Genomic DNA, 18,888 nt, shown 5'->3' with positions numbered 1-18,888 from the left:
GCAATGACGATGTGCTCTTGCTTATCGCTTTAGTCTTTATGCTTTAGTCTTTCAGCATCCAAACACTCAACCTTAAACCCTTAAACTCTATTTAATTTCTATTCCAAAAACCGCTTCCGCCAATCCAATTTCATCAGGCGAATAAGGCAAAGCATATTTTACGCCCATTTCGTCAAACTTCTTGCCTGTAGAATTTCCAATTGCAATAACCTGTTGGCCAGGTTCCAATAAATTATCAGCGAAGTAAGCATCAACATTTGATGGACTGGTAAAAATTAAAACATCAGCATAACTCTGATCGATATTTTCTTCGATTACTGTTTCGTAGATTGGCAAGTCGATAATTTTTGCATCAGCAGGTAAAGACTTCTGAATGGATTGTAAAGAATCCTGCGCTCTCGGAAATAAAACATTTTTTCCGGAAACCAGTTTCGCAAAATCTTCTGCAACTTCGGAAATGTCGCCGCTTGTACCCACAAAATCGGCAAAATGATTAAACTTGCGCAAAGCATCTTCCGAGCCTCTTCCTACTACACCAAACTGTGTTTTCTTTGGCAATTGCGGTTTTAAATTAAAGAAATACTCCACACTGTTTCTACTACTGAAGAAAATCCAATCGATGTTTTTTAATATAAACTGATCTAAAACAGTTACAATAGGAAACGTACGGATTAACGAACGACCCTCAATTTCTATATTGTTATTCTCTAAAGCTTTGCGAAAATAACTGTGCTCACCAATTTCACGAGAGATGAAAACCTTTGCCGGCTTTTTTCTTTCTTTTGAAAATTTAGCTACGATTTTTTCTGCTAAACCCTCTGTGGTTTCAGAACGTAAGAACAAACGCTCAGGAAAATCATCGGCTGTTTCCGCTTTTGAAGTCCACACTTCGAAGGCGCCATCTTCATTTTTACAATAGCAACCCAAAGGCATATGGCAGCCGCCTTCAAAGATATTAAGCACTTTCCGTTCTACACCAACCTCTTCTGCTGTCGCGGGATCATGCAATTTTTGAAGTTCATCGAAAAGTTCAGTATCATTTTCCCTGATTTGAATAGCTAGCGCACCTTGAGCCGGAGCAGGCACAAATTCTGTTGGCTCCAATTCTTCTACATGGAACTCACTTACATCTAAGCCCAGGCGTTTGATACCTGCTTTCGCCAGCATAATCGCATCATAATCTTCATCTCTGAGTTTTTGAATCCGGGTTGGAACGTTTCCACGTAAATCCTCGATTTCCAAGTCAGAGCGTAAACCCAAAAGTTGGGCTTTCCTTCTGTTTGATGAAGTACCAACCATTGCGCCTTTTTTCAGAGACAACTTTTGAGAAACATCAACACAATCTTTTAAAATCAAAAGATATTCGGTTGCTTCTTCTCGTGGGGGAATTGCAGCAATAGTTAAACCAGCAGGATGGTTGGTTGGTAAATCTTTAAGGCAATGTACAGCCAAATCGATTGTTCCGCCCAAAAGTTCTTCTTCCAGCTCTTTGGTAAAAAAGCCTTTGCCTTCTAATTTATCCAGACGTAAATTCAGGATTTTATCGCCCTGCGTTTTAATAACCTTGATTTCTGCTTCAATACCGATTGTTGCTAACTCACTTTGAATGTGATTAGCCTGCCACAATGCAAGTTCGCTACCGCGTGTTCCGATGATTAATTTCTTCACTATAAACTTTTAATGAACTGCAAATTTAACGTTAATTTGCTTTATACCATGAATTGTTTAAAAATGAGACAGTGCCGTTACAGAGCAAATGTTTTGTGGGTTTTTACTGACAAATTAAAAACTAACGGATTGTTATCAGCACAGATTTCCCTCAATAAACCCCGCAGTAGTGGAAAGCCGCATTCCAATAATTCATTGGAAGATGACTTGTAACGAATAACAGAAATGGTTTTTCCGATTAGTACTGACTCACATTTTCAAAATATTTTGATAAAATTAAATCTCGGTGTGGAATTTGTACACAAGGCACATCATAACAACACACACAAAGAAAACAGAATTATGAAACCTGCATAAGCAAACAAAAGCTAAATAAAAGAGCTTATGCAAGCTTCATTACAATTAAAAACACTAAAGATTATGAAAAAGTTAATAGCAGTTGCACTAGTTGCATTTTTAGGCCTTTCATCGGCAATGGCTCAGCAAACAGATTTACGTAGGAAAATTAGCGTAAGCGGAACTTCTGAGACAGAGGTTACTCCAGACATCATTTACATTGGGATTTCGTTGAAGGAATATTTGAACGGAAAAAAGAAAGTAGACATCACGGAGTTGGAAAAACAACTTTTTGCTGCTGTACAGAAAGCAGGAATTGCAAAGGAAAATTTGACCATTAGCAACCTGAGCAGCTGGAATTATGCTACGGAGAAAAAGAAAAATCCTGATTTTTTAGCGAGCAAACAATATCGTTTAAAAGTAAGCGACCTTAATAAATTCGACGCCATTTTGGAAGCTATTGATCCAAAAGGAATTGCCAATACCAACATTGAAAGCTACGATTATTCGAAAATAGAAACCCTTAAAAAAGATTTAAAGATTAAGGCGTTATTAGCCGCAAAAGAAAAAGCAGCTTATATGGTTGAGGCCCTGGGCGATAAATTAGGTAGTGTTATAGAGATACAGGATGGCGGCGACAATATTATACAGCCTGTTTATAGAAATTATATGATGAAATCTGCAATGGCTGAATCTGCAGACGCAGCACCAGAAATCGACTTTAAGAAGATTAAATTAAATTTCACTGTGAATGTAGTCTTCGAGATTAAATAATCCATTTTAGCGCTGAGAGATTCGCATTTTAAAACCTACCAAGAACATTTTGGTAGGTTTTTTGTTACGTACAAATCGAAACACTAAAAAAATAGAAATTATGAAAAAATTCATTTACACACTAGCACTTATTTTCTCTTTAGGTATCAGCTTCAACTCTGTTCAAGCGGCTAACAAACCTGCTAAAAACCCTACAGAATTAACGGCTGAACAATCTGCACAGTTAGAAAGAATTAAAACTCGTGTCGAAGAAATTAGGGATATGGATAAATCTAATTTAACAAGAGCAGAACGTAAGGCATTACGCAGCGAATTAAGAGAATTGAAAGGTCAGGCCCGTGCAGTTTCTGGAGGCGTTTATCTTTCAGTTGGTGCAATTATCATCATCATCTTATTATTGATTTTGATTCTATAATCAGAAAAACAATTACATCTATCTATAAAAAAAGAAAAGCTTTGCAGTGATGCAAAGCTTTTTTTGTGCCTATTTATTTTCCGTCATTGCGAGGTACGAAGCAATCTCTTTTGCTGTTAGATTGCTTCGTACCTCGCAATGACGACTTGTGGAAAACCTAATCAATCATATCAAATCCTGTGTATTTTACCAGTGCTTCTGGAATTTTAATTCCGTTTTCAGTTTGATAGTTTTCTAAAATTGATGCTACGATTCTAGGTAATGCCAATGCGCTTCCATTTAATGTATGTGCCAATTGCGCTTTGCCCTCTTTACCTTTAAAGCGAAGTTTTAAACGGTTGGCCTGATAGGTTTCGAAGTTGGAAACTGAAGAAACCTCTAACCAGCGTTCTTGTGCTGCACTCCATACTTCCATATCGTAAGTCATGGCAGAAGTGAAGCCCATATCTCCACCACATAAACGCAAAACACGGTAATGCAGGCCAAGCTCCTGTAACAAAGACTGTACATAGTGACTCATGTCTTCCAACGTTTGGTAAGATTTTTCAGGATGTGTAATCTGAACCACCTCGACTTTATCAAACTGATGCAAACGATTTAAACCACGAACATGCGCCCCATAAGAACCAGCCTCTCTACGAAAGCAAGGTGTGTAAGCTGTGTTTTTTATCGGCAAATCTTCTTCCTTAATAATTACATCGCGGTATAAATTGGTAACCGGAACTTCTGCCGTAGGAATTAGATATAAATCATCAACAGTTGAATGATACATTTGTCCTTCTTTATCTGGCAACTGACCAGTACCAAAACCAGATGCAGCATTTACCAAATGGGGCACCTGCATTTCTTTATAGCCCGCAGCAGTTGCATGATCTAAAAAGAAATTAATCAAAGCACGTTGTAACCTCGCTCCTTTTCCTTTATAAACCGGAAAACCTGCACCCGTAATTTTAACCCCTAATTCAAAATCGATAATATCGTATTTAGCCGCCAGTTCCCAGTGTGGTAACGCTTTGGTTGGCAATTCTGCCGGTGCGCCATGCTCATAAACCACCTCATTTTCTTCGGCAGTAGAGCCAGTTGTCACTAAATGGTAAGGTAAATTCGGCAACTGAACGACCGCATTAAACTGAGCAGTTTCCAGCTCGTTTAATCTTTCGGTGAGGCTTTTAATATTTTCCTTGTGAGAAGTGGTTTGTGCTTTAATAGCTTCGGCCTCTTCCTTTTTACCTGTACGCATTAAATCGCCAATTTGTTTGGCTGCTGCATTTGCTTCTGCGGAAATTTGATCAAGGGAGGTTTGGGTAGCACGACGATCTTCATCAATTTTGATAATTTCATCTACTAACTCTGGTTGTTTAAAGTTACGTACACTCAAACGTTCTAAAACTTTCTCTCTATTTTCGCGGATATAGTTAACTTGCAGCATTATTTAATTTTTTTACAAAGATAGGATTGAATTACGAATTACGAGTTACGATTTTGGATTTTTATACCCGTGGTCAATTAGATCCGCAAATCAAAATTTCAAGTATAGTTACCCGTCAACCAATCGTCACTCGGAAAACTAAAATCTAAAATCAAATGGGCAAACTGTTCCTCGTACCTACGCCGATTGGCAATTTGGAAGACATGACCTTTCGGGCAATTCGGATTTTAAAAGAGTGCGATTTAATTTTAGCAGAAGATACCCGCACAAGTGCACCCATGCTTAAACACTTTGGCATTGATAAACGGGTATTTTCCCACCACCAGCACAACGAACATAAGGCGACTTCGGAGATCATCAAATTTTTACAGGAAGGACAAAAAATTGCGTTGATCTCAGATGCTGGAACGCCGGCTATTTCAGACCCAGGCTTTTTTCTTGTCCGCGAAGCGATAAAAAACGAAATTGATGTAGAATGCTTGCCAGGTGCAACGGCGTTTGTGCCTGCATTGGTAAATTCCGGTTTACCTGCTGAGGCCTTTTGTTTTGAAGGGTTTCTGCCCGTAAAAAAGGGCCGTCAAACTAAATTTAAAAAACTTGCCGAAGAAGATCGAACCATCATACTTTATGAAAGTCCACACCGCCTATTAAAAACCTTGGAAGAGTTTGCCCAGTATTTGGGGGCGGATAGACAGGCGTCCGTAAGTAGAGAACTTACCAAAATGTTCGAAGAAACCGTTAGAGGCACATTATTAGAAATAAAATCACATTTCGAGAACAATACTTTAAAGGGAGAATTCGTAATTTGCATTGCAGGGAAAGATATGAGTAAGGATAAAAGAACAAAGAGCATGGATAAATACAACGATGCCGAAGATTGATTGATTTAATTAAAGATTATGGAAAGTTTAATTTTGAATCATCTACCTCAAATAAAATTGCTCTTTAAAAAATACGATGTTAATGAGGCTTGCTTATTTGGTAGCGCAGTTAAAAATAACCTCAAAGAAGACAGCGATATAGATTTTTTGGTAAACTTCTCAAATAAAACAGATTTCGAGCGTTAGGGAGAAAATTATTTTAATCTACTTTATGGACTGCAGGATTTGTTAAACAGAGATGTCGAGTTGGTTGCTGAGGAAACGTTGAGTAATCCATATCTTATAGAAAGTATCAATGAGAGTAAAATACAGTTGATATGAGTTTATTAGAGGAGAAAAAGCTACTAACTGACGTTTGGAAAACAACCTTGATTTTGAAGTTTACAAGGCTAATAAAACAAAGCGAAGAGCTGTTGAACGTGAACTGGAAATAATTGGCGAAGCAATTAACAAATTGATCAAAATAAATCAGCAAATTAAAATCTCTTATTCAAGGCAGATCGTTGATTTAAGAAATAAAATAATCCATTCCTACGATAACGTTAATGATATCGTTATTTGGAAAATTATTATAAAAGATATACCCGTTTTAAAAAATGAGATATTAAATTATCTTAGTTAAAAAATAACCATTATGATTAGCATAGATAGATTTTTAAGCGACGAACAAGACCCAAAAGCGGTTGAAAAAGTTATCGGAAAGCTTAATGACCTTTTAACAACAGGCGAAGAAATTTTATACCTCGCCGTGCAAAAAAAACCTGCTGTAAACTTGTTGCCAGATAGCATTGCAGTAACTAATAAACGCATTTTTTATTGCGAGCCGGGAAATTTAGGGTTGACCATGAACTTTAAAGACATTTCGCTTAAAAACATCAAAGAGGTTTCATTTAAGGAAGAATTGTTTGGTTCAAAATTTATTTGTGTGCCGCAAACTGGCGAAAACATCGTTACAGAGTTTATACCTAAAACGCAGGCCAGAAAGTTGTACCAAACGGCAAATGAGCAGCTAGAAGATCATAAGGAATCTTTAAGACAGCAGAAACTGGAAGAAGATCGGGCAGCTGCACCTATTCAGCCAGCGCCTCAACCTTTCGCAGATTTTACACCTATTGAATCTCATACTCCAGAACCTGAGCCAATTCAAATTGCGGAAGTAGTAGAAGAGCCGGAAGATGAGACTACATTAAAACTTCGTAAGCTGAAAACGCTTTATGATAAACACTTGATTACTCAGGAAGAATACGAAGCTAAAAAAGCAGCAATTTTAGATAGTTTTTAAATTCAGGAAATAGGGAATGGAGAATAGTGAAGCAGACACAAAGTCAACCAACTAATCCATTTCCTATTGCCCATTTCCCAAAAAAATGAAAAAAAGCTATCTATTAGCCATATTAAGCGCCTTCTTACTTTGGCTGGCCTGGCCACCTATGCCCTTTACAACTCCGCTGTTGCTTATTGCATTAGTGCCTTTATTTATTGCACTTGATTCGATTTTTAATAGCGACCGAAAAAAGAAAGGCAAAAAAGTTTTTTTAACCGCGGGGCTTACTTTTCTAATTTGGAACACAGCCTCTATCTATTGGGTATATAATGCCATTAGTGCCTACAATGGCACCGCCGTTGCTATTCCAGTTTCCATAATTCCTTACGGACTGGGAGCATTTTTAATGACTACCGCTTTCTGGCTTTTTTATCGCTTAAGTACATATACCAATAAAGTGATTGCCTATTTAGGCTTGATCTCATTTTACATTGCACTTGAATATTTACAACAAACCTGGGATCTGGCTTTCCCATGGATGACTTTAGGAAATGGCCTGGCAGGTATGCACCAGCTTGCGCAGTGGTATGATTATACCGGTATTTATGGCGGTTCGTTATGGATTTTGTTAAGCAATATTTTCGCCTTCGAAGCTTACAAAACATTCAAATCAACAACCGGATATGCGAAATTTAAACCAGCGGGTATTTGGGCTTTAGTCGTACTTGTTCCAGCGACAATTTCGTTAGTAAAATACTCTAATGCCGAACAACAAGGTACCCCCAGCAATGTGGTAGTCGTTCAACCCAATATTGATCCTTACAAGAAGCTAAGTGAAATTCCTCCTGAAGAGCAAATTCAGATATTGACTCATTTATCTGATTCCCTTGCACAACCGAATACCGAATATTTTATCTGGCCGGAAACTGCTGTGCCCATTTATGCCGATGAGGATCAAATTAGGATATATCCTGAAGTTATTACTCTACAGAACTTTTTAAGTAAGTATAGAAACGGCACTTTAATTACCGGAATGGAAACCGTAAAAATTTATGCGGATAAAAAGACAATATCTGCAAAACTTGACGAGCGCAGCGGGCGGTATTACGATAATTTTAACACGGCAATGCAGTTGGAAAATTCAGCCAATGTTCAATTTTACCATAAATCGAAACTTGTTCCAGGAGCAGAAAAAATGCCTTTTCCAAAAATATTCTCATTTTTAGACGGCGTTTTTTCTGAACTAGGCGGAAGTGTTAGTGGATGGGGCTGGCAAGAAAAACCCAGTGTTTTATATGCACAAAGTGGCATTGGTGCCGCACCTGTAGTGTGTTATGAAAGCTTATGGGGCGATTGGATAGGACAACAAGTTAAAGATGGCGCACAGTTTATTGCCATTATTACCAACGATGGCTGGTGGGGAAATACATCAGGCAAAGACCAGCATGAAATGTATGCCAAACTACGGGCCATCGAAAACCGCAGAGACATAGCCCGATCGGCAAACACTGGTATCTCTTGCTTTATCAATCAACGTGGCGATATTACTCAAAGTACAAAATGGTGGACAAGAACCGCCCTAAAAGGTGATATCAACCTCAATGATGAACTGACATTTTACACCAAAAATGGCGACATCATTGCAAAAGCGCTTTCTATATTAGCTTTAATCCTGGCGCTGATTATTCCTTATAAAAAGTGGATTAAAAAGTAATTTTATGCTGAAACAACAATATGAATTCGTTTTGTTTTCCAGAGAAACCATTTTAGATTACATTAAAACCATATCTCACGAAGACTTTATTTGCAATAACAGTGCTTTTGGCAAAGGTTCTATCCGTAATCTGTTGGTTCACATTTGCGATACTTACTCCTCATGGATTGCTGAGCGCGGATTAGGTTTACCATCAACATATCCCGCTTTCGACAATTACTCAACATTGAATGATTGTATTGAATACTTTAACCGGGTTAATCTTTTCATCGATCAATTTTTAAATCAGTTTGAAGGAAACTATCAAAAAGAGATTCAGAGTGTTCGCAATGGCACAACAACAAAGATTAGTGTCTTGCAATTATTTACACACGTGATTACGCATGAGTTTCACCACAAAGGACAAATCATGTCGTTGAGCAGAATCTTGGGCTACACACCCGTTGATGCTGACATTATTCGCTAAAATTCAAAGAAATGCAATACCATAAAAATTACACCTGGTTTTTCCTTCTGATTGTTTTGAGTTTAAACATCGCCCTTGATCAAATTTCAAAATTCGTCGTTCGAAATGAGATTTCTGATTACGAACATATTGTGTTGATTAAAAATTTTTTCACCCTAACTAAAGTGGAGAACAGTGGGGCTTTCTTAAGTTTAGGCGACAATATGCCTTATATTTTTCGTCTCATCATTTTAACAGGTCTACCCGTTATATTTCTAGGTTACGGCCTATATTATTTATTTTCAAAAAAGAATTTACCGAGCACCATGCAAATTGCGCTTTGCTTTTTAATTGGCGGTGGAATAGGTAATTTGTACGACCGGATTCTTCACGGTTCGGTTACTGATTTCATGCACATGGATTTTCAAATCTTCCAAACCGGTGTTTTTAATATTGCCGATATATCAATAATGATTGGCGTCGGAATCTTACTCATCCAATCATTAAGAATGAAGACAACACCTACAGGAGATCCATCTAACGTACAAAAAGAAGATTAAAACTTTATGAAATGTTAACGAAATAATTGCGTTTGCTAAACAAATATTAGATTATATTTATTGTTAGAATCTTATCTCAAAAAAAATAATTCAACATGAAAAGAAATGCAACAGCCGTATGGCAAGGCTCTATTAAAGAAGGTGCCGGTAAACTGACCACACAAAGCACTACATTAAATGACACACAATACTCTTTCAATTCTCGTTTTGCAGAAGGAGTCGGTACCAACCCTGAAGAATTAATTGCCGCTGCGCATGCAGGATGTTTTACCATGAAGCTTTCTGCTAATTTAGCTGAAGCAGGTTTTACCGCCACTAAATTGGAAACGAAATGTGAAATTAACTTAGATCCTTCAAAGGGAGAAATTGTAGAATCGCATTTGACTTTAACTGCGGAGGTTCCAGAGCTTTCTCAAGAAAAATTCGATGAATTAGTAGCAGATGCGGAGAAAAACTGCCCGATCTCAAAATTATTAAATACTTCAATCACCGTTGAGGCAACGTTGGCATAACTCAAAAAAAGCTTGTTGATTATTCGTCAACAAGCTTTTCAACATCCTTAAATCTACTAGATCTGGTGTTTACCTACAATGGGCATTCGTCTACCCATACCGAAGGCTTTAGGCGAAACTCTTAAAATTGGAGGAGTTTGATAACGCTTAAACTCAGCTACGTTAACCATTTTGATTATCTTTTTGACAAGTTCTTCATCAAAACCTTGCTCAATAATTGCTTTTGATCCTTTTTTTCTTTCGATGTGTTGATATAAGATGCGATCGAGCGTGTCGTAGTCGGGTAACGAATCAGAATCTTTTTGATCTGGCCTTAACTCTGCCGAAGGTGGTTTAACAATCGTGTTTACTGGTATAATTTCTTTTTCTTTATTGATGTATCTCGCCAATTCAAACACCTGGGTTTTATACACATCGCCAATTACCCCGATTGCCCCACACATATCGCCATACAAGGTTCCATAACCAACAGCGCACTCACTTTTATTGGATGTATTAAGTAAAATATAGCCAAATTTGTTACTCATGGCCATATTTATCACCCCACGAATACGGGCCTGGATATTTTCTTCAGTCAAATTGAGAGGCAGACCTTCAAAAGCTGGTGCTAAAATGTGATCAAAAGCTTCCGCTACTTCCTTTATAGCAATGATCTCATGCTGGCATCCAATATTTTTTACCAAATCTAAAGCATCCTGAATGGAATGATCTGAAGAAAACTTAGAAGGCATTAAAACCGACATTACATTTTCAGCACCCAAAGCACGACAAGCCAGCGCACAGACCACTGCAGAATCAATGCCGCCCGATAATCCTAAAACCGCCCTTTTAAAGCCTGATTTTTCAAAATAATCTTTAATGCCCAAGATTAATGCATCATGAATTTGCTCTATATCGGTTAACCGTTCGGGCTGTGGGTATTTATTTTTAACATTTTCAACTTCGTTTAAATCAAATACTTGAAGGTCTTCTTCAAAATACTTCATTTCAGCTTTCATGGCGCCATCGGCATCAAAAACGAGTGAGCCACCATCGAATATAATTTCCGTTTGCGCACCCACCTGGTTTACATAAAAAACCGACAAATTGTATTTCTTTGCATTATCGGCCAATACTTTAATCCGTTCATCATCATGCGTATAAGAAAAAGGAGAAGCCGCAATATTGATCATTAAATCGGGTTGCTCCTTAATCAATTCATCCATTGGGTTTGAAACATATAATGGGTTATCATTAATGTTCCACAAATCTTCACAAATGGTTAGCGCAATCTTTTTCCCTTTGAAATCAATACACGTGAAGCTTGAAGCAGGTTCGAAATAACGGTATTCATCAAATACATCATAAGTGGGCAGCAATGCTTTCTTTGTTATGGCTTTTACCTTACCATTTTCGATAAAATAAGCCGCATTGAACAAATCCTTACCATCGAGGATGTCGTTTTTAACCGGCAAGCCAATAATACAGGCAATATCCATACAGCTCTTTGCAATTTTTTGAGCCGCATCTTCGCAAAGGGCTATAAACTCATCAAACTCCAGATAATCTCGCGGTGGATAACCACAAACAGCCAACTCTGCAAAAACAACCAGATCAGCACCTTTACTTTTTGCAAGCTGAATGTGCTCTACAATCTTGTTCGTATTGTTTTCGAAATTACCAATGTGGTAGTTGAGTTGGGCCAGCGCTATTTTCATTTTGAAGAATTAAGTATCGAATATTAAAAAAAATGTAAAATGCAAATTAAAAAAATACACCAAAATTAAGTGCAAGATAATGGTTTCTCACGTCTCGATTTTTATCGGTTGTGATATTAGTAAAACCATTATTATAAGTTAAACCAGCCAAAATGCTTGCGTTACCAGAAATATCGAATTCACCTCCAGCTCCGAGTATTAAACCCGCCCGGTAGAATTTCGTAAAATCTGATATTTTTTGATTATCGCCAACAGTACTAGCACCACTTACTGCATCTTGCTTGGCGCTAATGTTAAATCCGTTGGATAAACCAAACTGCCCATACCAACGTTTGCCATCAGCTTTTAGCGTTTTAAGCTTCACCGTTAAGGGCAACTCAATATATTGCATCTTATATTTCAAATCGTAAGCCACAGGAATACTACTATTTGCATTTGCATAATAAGGCGAAACGTTTACCTCAGTACTTTTTCCGTTGATAGTTGTAATGGTTAAACCCGTTGAAAAACTGTAGTTCGGGGCAAAATTAAAATCTCCTATCAATCCATAAGAAAACCCAAGTGCAACGCTGTTTGTTTTTCCAGGTTCAGGTTTTATCCAACCGATAGTTGGTGTTGCGGTTAGGCCTAATCTGAAACCATAACTGGTTAGAGGAGAATTTTGGGCATAGGCGATAAAACCCAAAAAAGATAAAATTAAAATAGTCGTTATTTTTTTCATGCTTTATGTGATTATATTTGTTGTACATGATGTATAACGTAAAACACAGGCAAATTTATCTAATTTTTCTTTTTGCTGCCGCATTTATTTCCTGCAAACAAAGCAAACGCCCTGATGTAAGCAACATTAAGCTCGATATAAAAATTGAACGATTTGATAAAGAGTTGTTTGCCTCGAAAGATAAAAATGTAACCGCTACCAATACCTTTCTTTCAAAAAAGTATGGTTTTTTTTATGATGATTACATTCATAAAATGATCGGCTCTCCTGATTACAGCAATGAAGAAATATTGAATACCCTATTTAATGATAAAGCTTACAGTGATTTAACAAAGGAAGTTGATAGTGTTTACCCTAATTTAAAAATTCAGGAAGCGGGTTTAACGGAAACGTTTAAATACATCAAGTACTATTATCCGAAGGCCAAAGTACCAAAATTAATATCATTTGTTTCTGGTTTTGCTTACCAGATGCCCGTTGGAGACAATTATTTGGGTATAGGTTTAGATATGTTTTTAGGTAAAGACAGCAAGTTTTATGGTGCCATAGTCCAAAGTGTTCCGTTATATCTATCGCGAAGATTTACTCCCGAATATATTGTGCCTCGAGTGGCTGAAACCTATGCTCATGAGGACTTATTTCCAGAACCGGATGAGAACCGAACATTGTTATCCAAGATGATTTTCCAGGGAAAAATTCTTTACTTTCTGGATCAGGTATTACCGGAAAATATGGCCGACTCGACCAAAATTGGCTACACACAACAACAATTACAATGGACCCAAGATTTCGAAGGTGATATTTGGGCTTACTTTTTGGAAAACAACTTCCTTTATGAAACCGACTACCACAAAATCCAGGTTTTCCTTTCTGAAGGACCATTTACACCAGCATTGGGCGACCAAAAGTCGGCACCAAAATTAGGCGTATGGACAGGTTGGCAAATTGTGAGGAAGTACATGGCCGAAAATCCAAAAATAACGCTACAGCAACTCATGGCAGATAACGATGCACAAAAAATTCTCAATCAATCTAAATATAAACCAAAACAGAAGTAAACGTTGGCAATTGGAACGGCCCAACCAGCAAACAAATTAGGCGGTTCTTCAGTTTAAACATCAAGTATTTGTAAATGAGAGTAGGTATCGTATTATCAGGAGGAGGAATTAGAGGGATAGCGCACCTTGGCATTCTTAAGGCATTTAAGAATTTGGGAATTACCTTCAGCCACATCAGCGGAACAAGTGCGGGAGCAATTGCAGGCGCTTTTTTTGCAGCAGGAATTGATCCCGAAGAAGGACTAAGCATTTTCTTAAAAACTAAACTCTGGCGCTTTATTCGCCCGGCCGTTGGCTCACTGGGGTTGATAAATATTGAAAATACCGCACAGATACTTAGAGAATATTTTCCTGAAGATAGCATCGAAAAACTGAAAATACCATTTACAATTGCGGCTGTAAACTTTAGTGAAGGCCGCTTGGTATATTTTACCAAAGGACCATTGATCAGGGCCATACAAGCGTCAAGTTGCATTCCGGGTATTTTTAAACCCATAATGATTGATGGGCAGATGTACGTTGATGGAGGAATTCTGAATAATTTCCCAGTCGAGCCTTTAATGGAAGAATGCGATTTCATTATTGGTTCATCTTGCAATCATTTAAAACCTGTAGATAAAATTACAGGCATTACCAATTTAATGGGACGAGCAGGAATTATGTCGATAAACCATGATATGGAGCGTAAAGCTAAGTTCTGTAATGTGATGATTGAACCAAAAGGTTTAGGTGCTATCAGTACTTTCGATATGAAACGGGCGGAAGATATTTATTGGCTGGCACACGAAGAGGCCTTAATTACCATTAAAAACACCCCAGAAATCAGGGAACTTATCACGCCAGTCCGCTAAAAGTGAATTTGCCCGCCCACAAGTAAGACCAGCTGTAGGATTCTAAAGCAAAATTATAGCTAGAGACTTCGCATGCCAAGGGGTCAGGCAAATTAAAAGATTTTCACCTTCCCCTATTTCCATCATGCTTTTAAAGCCCCCTTCAGGGGGTTTGGGGGTTTAGGCTAACCAATCTTTCCCCGTCCAAAACCGGAATAGCCTTACAAACATTTAACTGCAAACAAAACACCACATCATCCTCAATATCTAATTGTGCTAAACGGTGACTGTGAGAAGATTTATGTAGATATTTCCTTAAATCGTCTTTTGCAAGCAGGTATAGATCCTCAGCTGCAACGCTGGAATCATCGAAGTGTTGAAAATTTTTGCGCAATTGATTTACAACTGCACCAGCAAACAAGGTATCTTCCAGGTTAAATTGGTCTTTCCATCCAGCGCAAAGTAGCAGCACATTCTTATCCCGGCTTGCCAGGTAATTACAAAGCGAATCTAAATTTAAAAATGAACCAATCACCACCTGATAAGCCCGTTTATTGGCCAAATGCAATGCCTTAGTTCCGTTTGTGGTAGTAAGAACAATTGTTTTTCCTGCCACTTTTTCTTTAGTATAAGAAAATGGCGAATTCCCAAAGTCATAACCTACCACAACTTCACCATTCCGCTCCGCAGCTAATAAATAACCTTTATCGCTGTAGTTTAAGCAATCATCTACATTGGCAACCGGAATAATGGCTTCTGCACCATTTTCAATTCCGTAAGTTATCGACGAGGTAGCCCTTAAAATATCAATAACAACCACAATACTTTGCTCAATATCATACAGATCGATCAAAGCAGGGGTTAAACAAACTTCTATTTTTTTTGACATCTTTGAAGTTATGGGTTATAAGTTATAGGTTATAAGTCTTAAAACGTACAACCTATAACTTACTACTTATCTATTTATAAAATGGAAACTTGACAACTTTAGCCTTAATCGGGGTATTGCGAATGTTGATGAAAATTTCCGTTCCTTCTTGCGAAAATTCTTTAGCTACATAGCCCATACCAATTGCTTTCTGTAACGAAGGTGCCTGAGTTCCAGAAGTTACCTTACCAATAATATTTCCATTGGCATCAGCGATTTCATAATCATGTCGAGGAATTCCTCTGTCAATCATTTCAAAACCAATTAATTTCTTTTGAATGCCAGCTTCTTTTTGTGCTTGTAGTGCATCAGAGTTTGTAAACGGTTTTGAAAACTTGGTAATCCAGCCTAAACCAGCTTCAATTGGCGAAGTAGTATCATCAATATCATTTCCATACAAACAGAAACCCATTTCTAAACGCAACGTATCACGGGCACCTAAGCCTATTGGCTTGATATTATAAGCTGCACCAGCCTCAAAAATTGCATCCCAGATTTTATCTGCATGCTCATTATCAAAATAAATTTCAAATCCTCCTGCACCAGTATAACCCGTAGCCGAAATAACGACATTATCAACGCCTGCAAATGTTCCCTTAACGAATGTATAATACTCCATCGAAGCCAGATTAACATCTGTTAAACTCTGCAAAGCATCAGCCGCTTTTGGTCCCTGAATTGCCAACAAAGAGGTTTTCTCAGAGATGTTGTGCATCTCCACGTTTTGATTGTTAAACTGTTTAATCCAGTTCCAATCCTTTTCAATGTTCGATGCATTAACAACCAACATATAGGTTTTTTCATCTATACGGTAAACCAAAAGGTCATCAACAATTCCCCCATCTTGATTAGGTAAACACGAATATTGAACTTTGCCATCATATAATTTTGAGGCATCGTTACTGGTTACCCGTTGAATTAAATCTAGAGCATTTTCACCTTTCAGTATAAATTCACCCATGTGGCTCACATCAAATACACCTACACCATTACGCACCGTTGCATGTTCAGCGTTTATACCCTCGTAAGTAACAGGCATATTATAACCTGCAAATGGAACCATTTTAGCGCCTAAAGCGATGTGTTTTTCTGTTAATGCGGTGTTTCTCATGAGTAAATTTTAGTTGCGCAAAAGTAATAAGAAAACCGGAATGTTTAAGCCTTAAATTTTTGGCTTTTTAATTGGATATGGAAAAGAATGCAAGCGTTTCATCGCACTTTCAGTCCTGCTTACCGCCTTATTTACCCGATGAAAAACCGGGACTCGTCTTCGTTCCAATCAGGTTTACATTAACTAATTTGTACTTAAAATTTAAGTTGTAATAAAGGTAGTGAGTTGATATGTTAGTTAAAGCAGTTGCGAAATATGTAAATTAGAAAATTAAATCACTAACCGAATAAACATACAATGGCAACAAAAATAATAAGTACCACGCCAGAATCAGAAATTCTAAGCACAAAAAACTTTGATGCTCCTCGAGAACTCCTTTATAAAGCATAGACAGATCCAGCACATTTGAAAGACTGGTGTGGACCAAAAGGTTTCACCAATACCTTCAATATTTTCGACTTTCGCGTAGGAGGCAGGTGAAGCTTTATTGTGCAAGGCCCAGATAAGGGTAACTATCCTAACGAATGTGAATTTACAAAAATCGAAGTGCCATCGCTAATACCCTGGAAAAGACATTCAAAACCTCACTTTCAAGTTTTGGCCACTGTTGAAGAAACCGCTAAAAACGAAACGCAGGTTGGTTTTTAAAATGCTGTTCAGTTCTCCAGAAGAGTATAATAAACTCAAGCCTTCGTAGTGGATAAAAAGAGGAAATTCTAATCGATTGGAATAGATTGAATAAGATGGAATAAGTGAAACCAATTTATGCTAAATTACAAACTTTAAGAAACACCAGATCATGACTAAAATTCGCTTCCAATTGCTCATCTGCTTCCTTATTTTTTCAACGAGCCAGGTTATTGGACAAAGCAAAATCACTAGAAAAGAACTAAAACCTTTTATCGGGAATTGGAAGGGAAGACTTACTTATATCGATTATTCTTCAGGTAAATCCTATACCATGCCTGCCAATATCGAGATTAAGAAGGGTTTAAACGCTAACGAACTGTTGATCTCTAATATCTATCCTAACGAACCCAAGGCCAATTCAGTTGATACCCTAATTATTTCTGCAAATGGAAATAGCTTTGATGGAGCAGCTGTAAAATCGATTTTAAGATTAAGTGACGGAAGTACTCGAATTATAACGGAAAGTAACGGTACGGATGGAAATGAAAAGAAACCGGCGCTGATTAGACATACTTATACGATCAGTAAAACGAATTATTCAAACACAAAAGAGGTACAGTTTTTCGGGGAAACAAAATGGTTGAAGAGACACGAATACAGCTACTTAAAAAGCATTTAATGATTCACGCTGTGATTAATCCTTCATAAATCTCCAGCATTTTACCAGCAATCAATTTTATCCCGTGGTCATTCTCCACTGTTTTTCGGGCATTCTCTCCTATCTCCATCCAGCGCTTCGGATTAATAATACATTGCAAAATGTAGCGGTAAAATTCGTCGGCAGAATCTGCTATTAGAATATCATGCCCATGTCGGCAATTAATTCCTTCAGCTGCGGTAGTGGTAGCGATAATACATTTTTTCATTGCCATGCCTTCAATAATTTTCACCCGCATGCCTGTTCCAGAAATAAGTGGCACAATCATAATCGCTTTCGAATTCATAAATTCAATCGCATCAAAAACTTCTCCCTCAACAATTAGATTATCCGAATCATATTCAAAAAAATGTTTCTGCATATTTTTACCGGCGATGTAGAAACGAAGGTCTTTATTCAATTTTTCAATATCTGGCCAAATATCATCAAGAAACCACTCCAACCCTTCCTGATTTGGACGCCAGTCCATTGCCCCCAGATGAAATAGCGTAGGGAAACTCGTTTTCGTTTTATCAACTTTATACTTTTCTAAATCAATGGCTACGGGGAAAACTGTCATCGGCACTTCGCAACCAAACCTGATAATAATTTGCCTGTCGGGTTCGCTAATGGCAAATATTTGATGGAAACGGTTAATTTGATCCGTTTCATAAGCTTTTAACCGTTGAGCTAAAAAGGCTAAATACTTTCTTCTGATTAAAAAACTTTCAGAGTGAGACAGTCGTTCCCACATCGTAAACTCGATATTATGGGCCCGGTAAATGAGCTTAGCATTGCTATTTGCTTTCACAATATCCAAGTAAGGCACTACAAATAATCCTTCGAACTGGATGACATCAAAGACATTTTCCCGCAGAATATTTTCGAGTTGCCGTGCTGCATCCTCACTAAAATATCTGGAAACGTTATACGATTCATTGGTGAAAATGTTAAAAAAAGCAGACCATACATTTACTTCGGTGTCAAGATCTACCGTATGATACTTGATCTTTTCGAAAATCGGATCGTAAACATCCTCCATATCAATCCGCCCTTTCATAGGGTTTAAGCTAAACAAAGTAATGTCTGCACCAAGTTGCAGCAACCCTTTCATGGTATTATAAACCACAATTGGATAACCACTATTTGGCGGGAAGGGGATCCGCTTAGTAATTAACAGAATTTTCACAATGTGGTGAATTTAACTAATTTAAGCAC

The 18,888-nt window shown here is 37.7% G+C and carries 20 protein-coding genes; 13 read left to right on the top strand and 7 right to left on the bottom strand.

Going from position 1 to position 18,888, the window contains the following annotated elements:
- Positions 1-87: 87 nt before the first annotated feature.
- Entirely contained in the window at positions 88-1,668 is a 1,581-nt protein-coding gene (gene hemC, locus AC3ITD_RS22810) for a hydroxymethylbilane synthase (RefSeq protein WP_265799345.1), read from the bottom strand.
- 420 nt (positions 1,669-2,088) lie between these two features.
- On the opposite strand from hemC, the gene AC3ITD_RS22805 reads away from it, so the two are divergent.
- Together AC3ITD_RS22805 and AC3ITD_RS22800 are read left to right on the top strand one after the other, a co-directional pair.
- Positions 2,089-2,778: an SIMPL domain-containing protein gene (locus tag AC3ITD_RS22805; RefSeq protein WP_489362923.1), complete on the top strand. Its 690-nt coding sequence runs from the start codon at positions 2,089-2,091 to the stop codon at positions 2,776-2,778.
- Positions 2,779-2,878: 100 nt separating this feature from the next.
- Entirely contained in the window at positions 2,879-3,193 is a 315-nt protein-coding gene (locus AC3ITD_RS22800) for a hypothetical protein (protein ID WP_265799347.1), read from the top strand.
- A gap of 157 nt (positions 3,194-3,350) precedes the next feature.
- On the opposite strand, the gene serS is transcribed toward AC3ITD_RS22800, so the two are convergent.
- Positions 3,351-4,622, bottom strand: a complete 1,272-nt coding sequence (serS, locus tag AC3ITD_RS22795; RefSeq protein ID WP_489362922.1) for a serine--tRNA ligase — start codon at positions 4,620-4,622, stop codon at positions 3,351-3,353.
- 155 nt (positions 4,623-4,777) lie between these two features.
- Between serS and rsmI the strand changes: the two genes are divergently transcribed.
- The 8 genes from rsmI to AC3ITD_RS22755 all read left to right on the top strand — a co-directional run bounded on the left by rsmI (position 4,778) and on the right by AC3ITD_RS22755 (position 9,998).
- The gene (gene rsmI, locus AC3ITD_RS22790) at positions 4,778-5,503 is read left to right on the top strand and encodes a 16S rRNA (cytidine(1402)-2'-O)-methyltransferase (RefSeq protein WP_489362921.1); all 726 of its coding nucleotides are present in this window, start codon (positions 4,778-4,780) and stop codon (positions 5,501-5,503) included.
- Positions 5,504-5,521: 18 nt separating this feature from the next.
- The gene (locus AC3ITD_RS22785) at positions 5,522-5,689 is read left to right on the top strand and encodes a nucleotidyltransferase family protein (RefSeq protein WP_489362920.1); all 168 of its coding nucleotides are present in this window, start codon (positions 5,522-5,524) and stop codon (positions 5,687-5,689) included.
- A 169-nt stretch (positions 5,690-5,858) separates the two neighbouring features.
- Positions 5,859-6,125 (top strand): HepT-like ribonuclease domain-containing protein, encoded by a 267-nt coding sequence (locus AC3ITD_RS22780; RefSeq protein ID WP_489362919.1) that lies wholly within the window; start codon positions 5,859-5,861, stop codon positions 6,123-6,125.
- Positions 6,126-6,137: 12 nt separating this feature from the next.
- Complete coding sequence (locus tag AC3ITD_RS22775) at positions 6,138-6,785, top strand: PH domain-containing protein (protein WP_489362918.1); 648 nt, start codon at positions 6,138-6,140, stop codon at positions 6,783-6,785.
- Positions 6,786-6,870: 85 nt separating this feature from the next.
- A complete protein-coding gene (gene lnt, locus AC3ITD_RS22770; protein ID WP_265799353.1) occupies positions 6,871-8,481 on the top strand; it encodes an apolipoprotein N-acyltransferase in 1,611 nt (536 codons plus the stop codon).
- Between the two features lie 4 nt (positions 8,482-8,485).
- Positions 8,486-8,947 (top strand): DinB family protein, encoded by a 462-nt coding sequence (locus AC3ITD_RS22765; protein WP_489362917.1) that lies wholly within the window; start codon positions 8,486-8,488, stop codon positions 8,945-8,947.
- Positions 8,948-8,958: 11 nt separating this feature from the next.
- Positions 8,959-9,486: a signal peptidase II gene (gene lspA, locus AC3ITD_RS22760; protein ID WP_489362916.1), complete on the top strand. Its 528-nt coding sequence runs from the start codon at positions 8,959-8,961 to the stop codon at positions 9,484-9,486.
- A 95-nt stretch (positions 9,487-9,581) separates the two neighbouring features.
- Positions 9,582-9,998, top strand: a complete 417-nt coding sequence (locus AC3ITD_RS22755; protein WP_489362915.1) for an OsmC family protein — start codon at positions 9,582-9,584, stop codon at positions 9,996-9,998.
- Positions 9,999-10,054: 56 nt separating this feature from the next.
- Here the strand turns inward: AC3ITD_RS22755 and AC3ITD_RS22750 are convergent, their stop codons facing one another.
- Together AC3ITD_RS22750 and AC3ITD_RS22745 are read right to left on the bottom strand one after the other, a co-directional pair.
- A complete protein-coding gene (locus tag AC3ITD_RS22750; RefSeq protein WP_489362914.1) occupies positions 10,055-11,695 on the bottom strand; it encodes an NAD+ synthase in 1,641 nt (546 codons plus the stop codon).
- A 46-nt stretch (positions 11,696-11,741) separates the two neighbouring features.
- Positions 11,742-12,416 (bottom strand): porin family protein, encoded by a 675-nt coding sequence (locus AC3ITD_RS22745; RefSeq protein ID WP_489362913.1) that lies wholly within the window; start codon positions 12,414-12,416, stop codon positions 11,742-11,744.
- A 26-nt stretch (positions 12,417-12,442) separates the two neighbouring features.
- On the opposite strand from AC3ITD_RS22745, the gene gldB reads away from it, so the two are divergent.
- A complete protein-coding gene (gene gldB, locus AC3ITD_RS22740; protein ID WP_489362912.1) occupies positions 12,443-13,474 on the top strand; it encodes a gliding motility lipoprotein GldB in 1,032 nt (343 codons plus the stop codon).
- 74 nt (positions 13,475-13,548) lie between these two features.
- Entirely contained in the window at positions 13,549-14,325 is a 777-nt protein-coding gene (locus AC3ITD_RS22735) for a patatin-like phospholipase family protein (RefSeq protein ID WP_489362911.1), read from the top strand.
- A gap of 142 nt (positions 14,326-14,467) precedes the next feature.
- On the opposite strand, the gene AC3ITD_RS22730 is transcribed toward AC3ITD_RS22735, so the two are convergent.
- Both AC3ITD_RS22730 and gcvT read right to left on the bottom strand, forming a co-directional pair.
- A complete protein-coding gene (locus tag AC3ITD_RS22730) occupies positions 14,468-15,193 on the bottom strand; it encodes a 2-phosphosulfolactate phosphatase (protein ID WP_489362910.1) in 726 nt (241 codons plus the stop codon).
- 70 nt (positions 15,194-15,263) lie between these two features.
- Complete coding sequence (gcvT, locus tag AC3ITD_RS22725; RefSeq protein ID WP_489362909.1) at positions 15,264-16,343, bottom strand: glycine cleavage system aminomethyltransferase GcvT; 1,080 nt, start codon at positions 16,341-16,343, stop codon at positions 15,264-15,266.
- 799 nt (positions 16,344-17,142) lie between these two features.
- On the opposite strand from gcvT, the gene AC3ITD_RS22720 reads away from it, so the two are divergent.
- Positions 17,143-17,652: a hypothetical protein gene (locus tag AC3ITD_RS22720; RefSeq protein ID WP_489362908.1), complete on the top strand. Its 510-nt coding sequence runs from the start codon at positions 17,143-17,145 to the stop codon at positions 17,650-17,652.
- A 4-nt stretch (positions 17,653-17,656) separates the two neighbouring features.
- Here the strand turns inward: AC3ITD_RS22720 and AC3ITD_RS22715 are convergent, their stop codons facing one another.
- Positions 17,657-18,859 carry a glycosyltransferase family 4 protein gene (locus tag AC3ITD_RS22715; RefSeq protein WP_489362907.1) on the bottom strand — a complete coding sequence of 401 codons (1,203 nt, stop codon included), beginning with the start codon at positions 18,857-18,859 and terminating at the stop codon, positions 17,657-17,659.
- Positions 18,860-18,888 lie beyond the last annotated feature (29 nt).

It is taken from the genome of Pedobacter sp. KH_004 (assembly GCF_057840755.1).
Note: the sequence above shows the minus strand (reverse complement) of the source record. Positions and strands in the feature narration are given on the sequence as shown.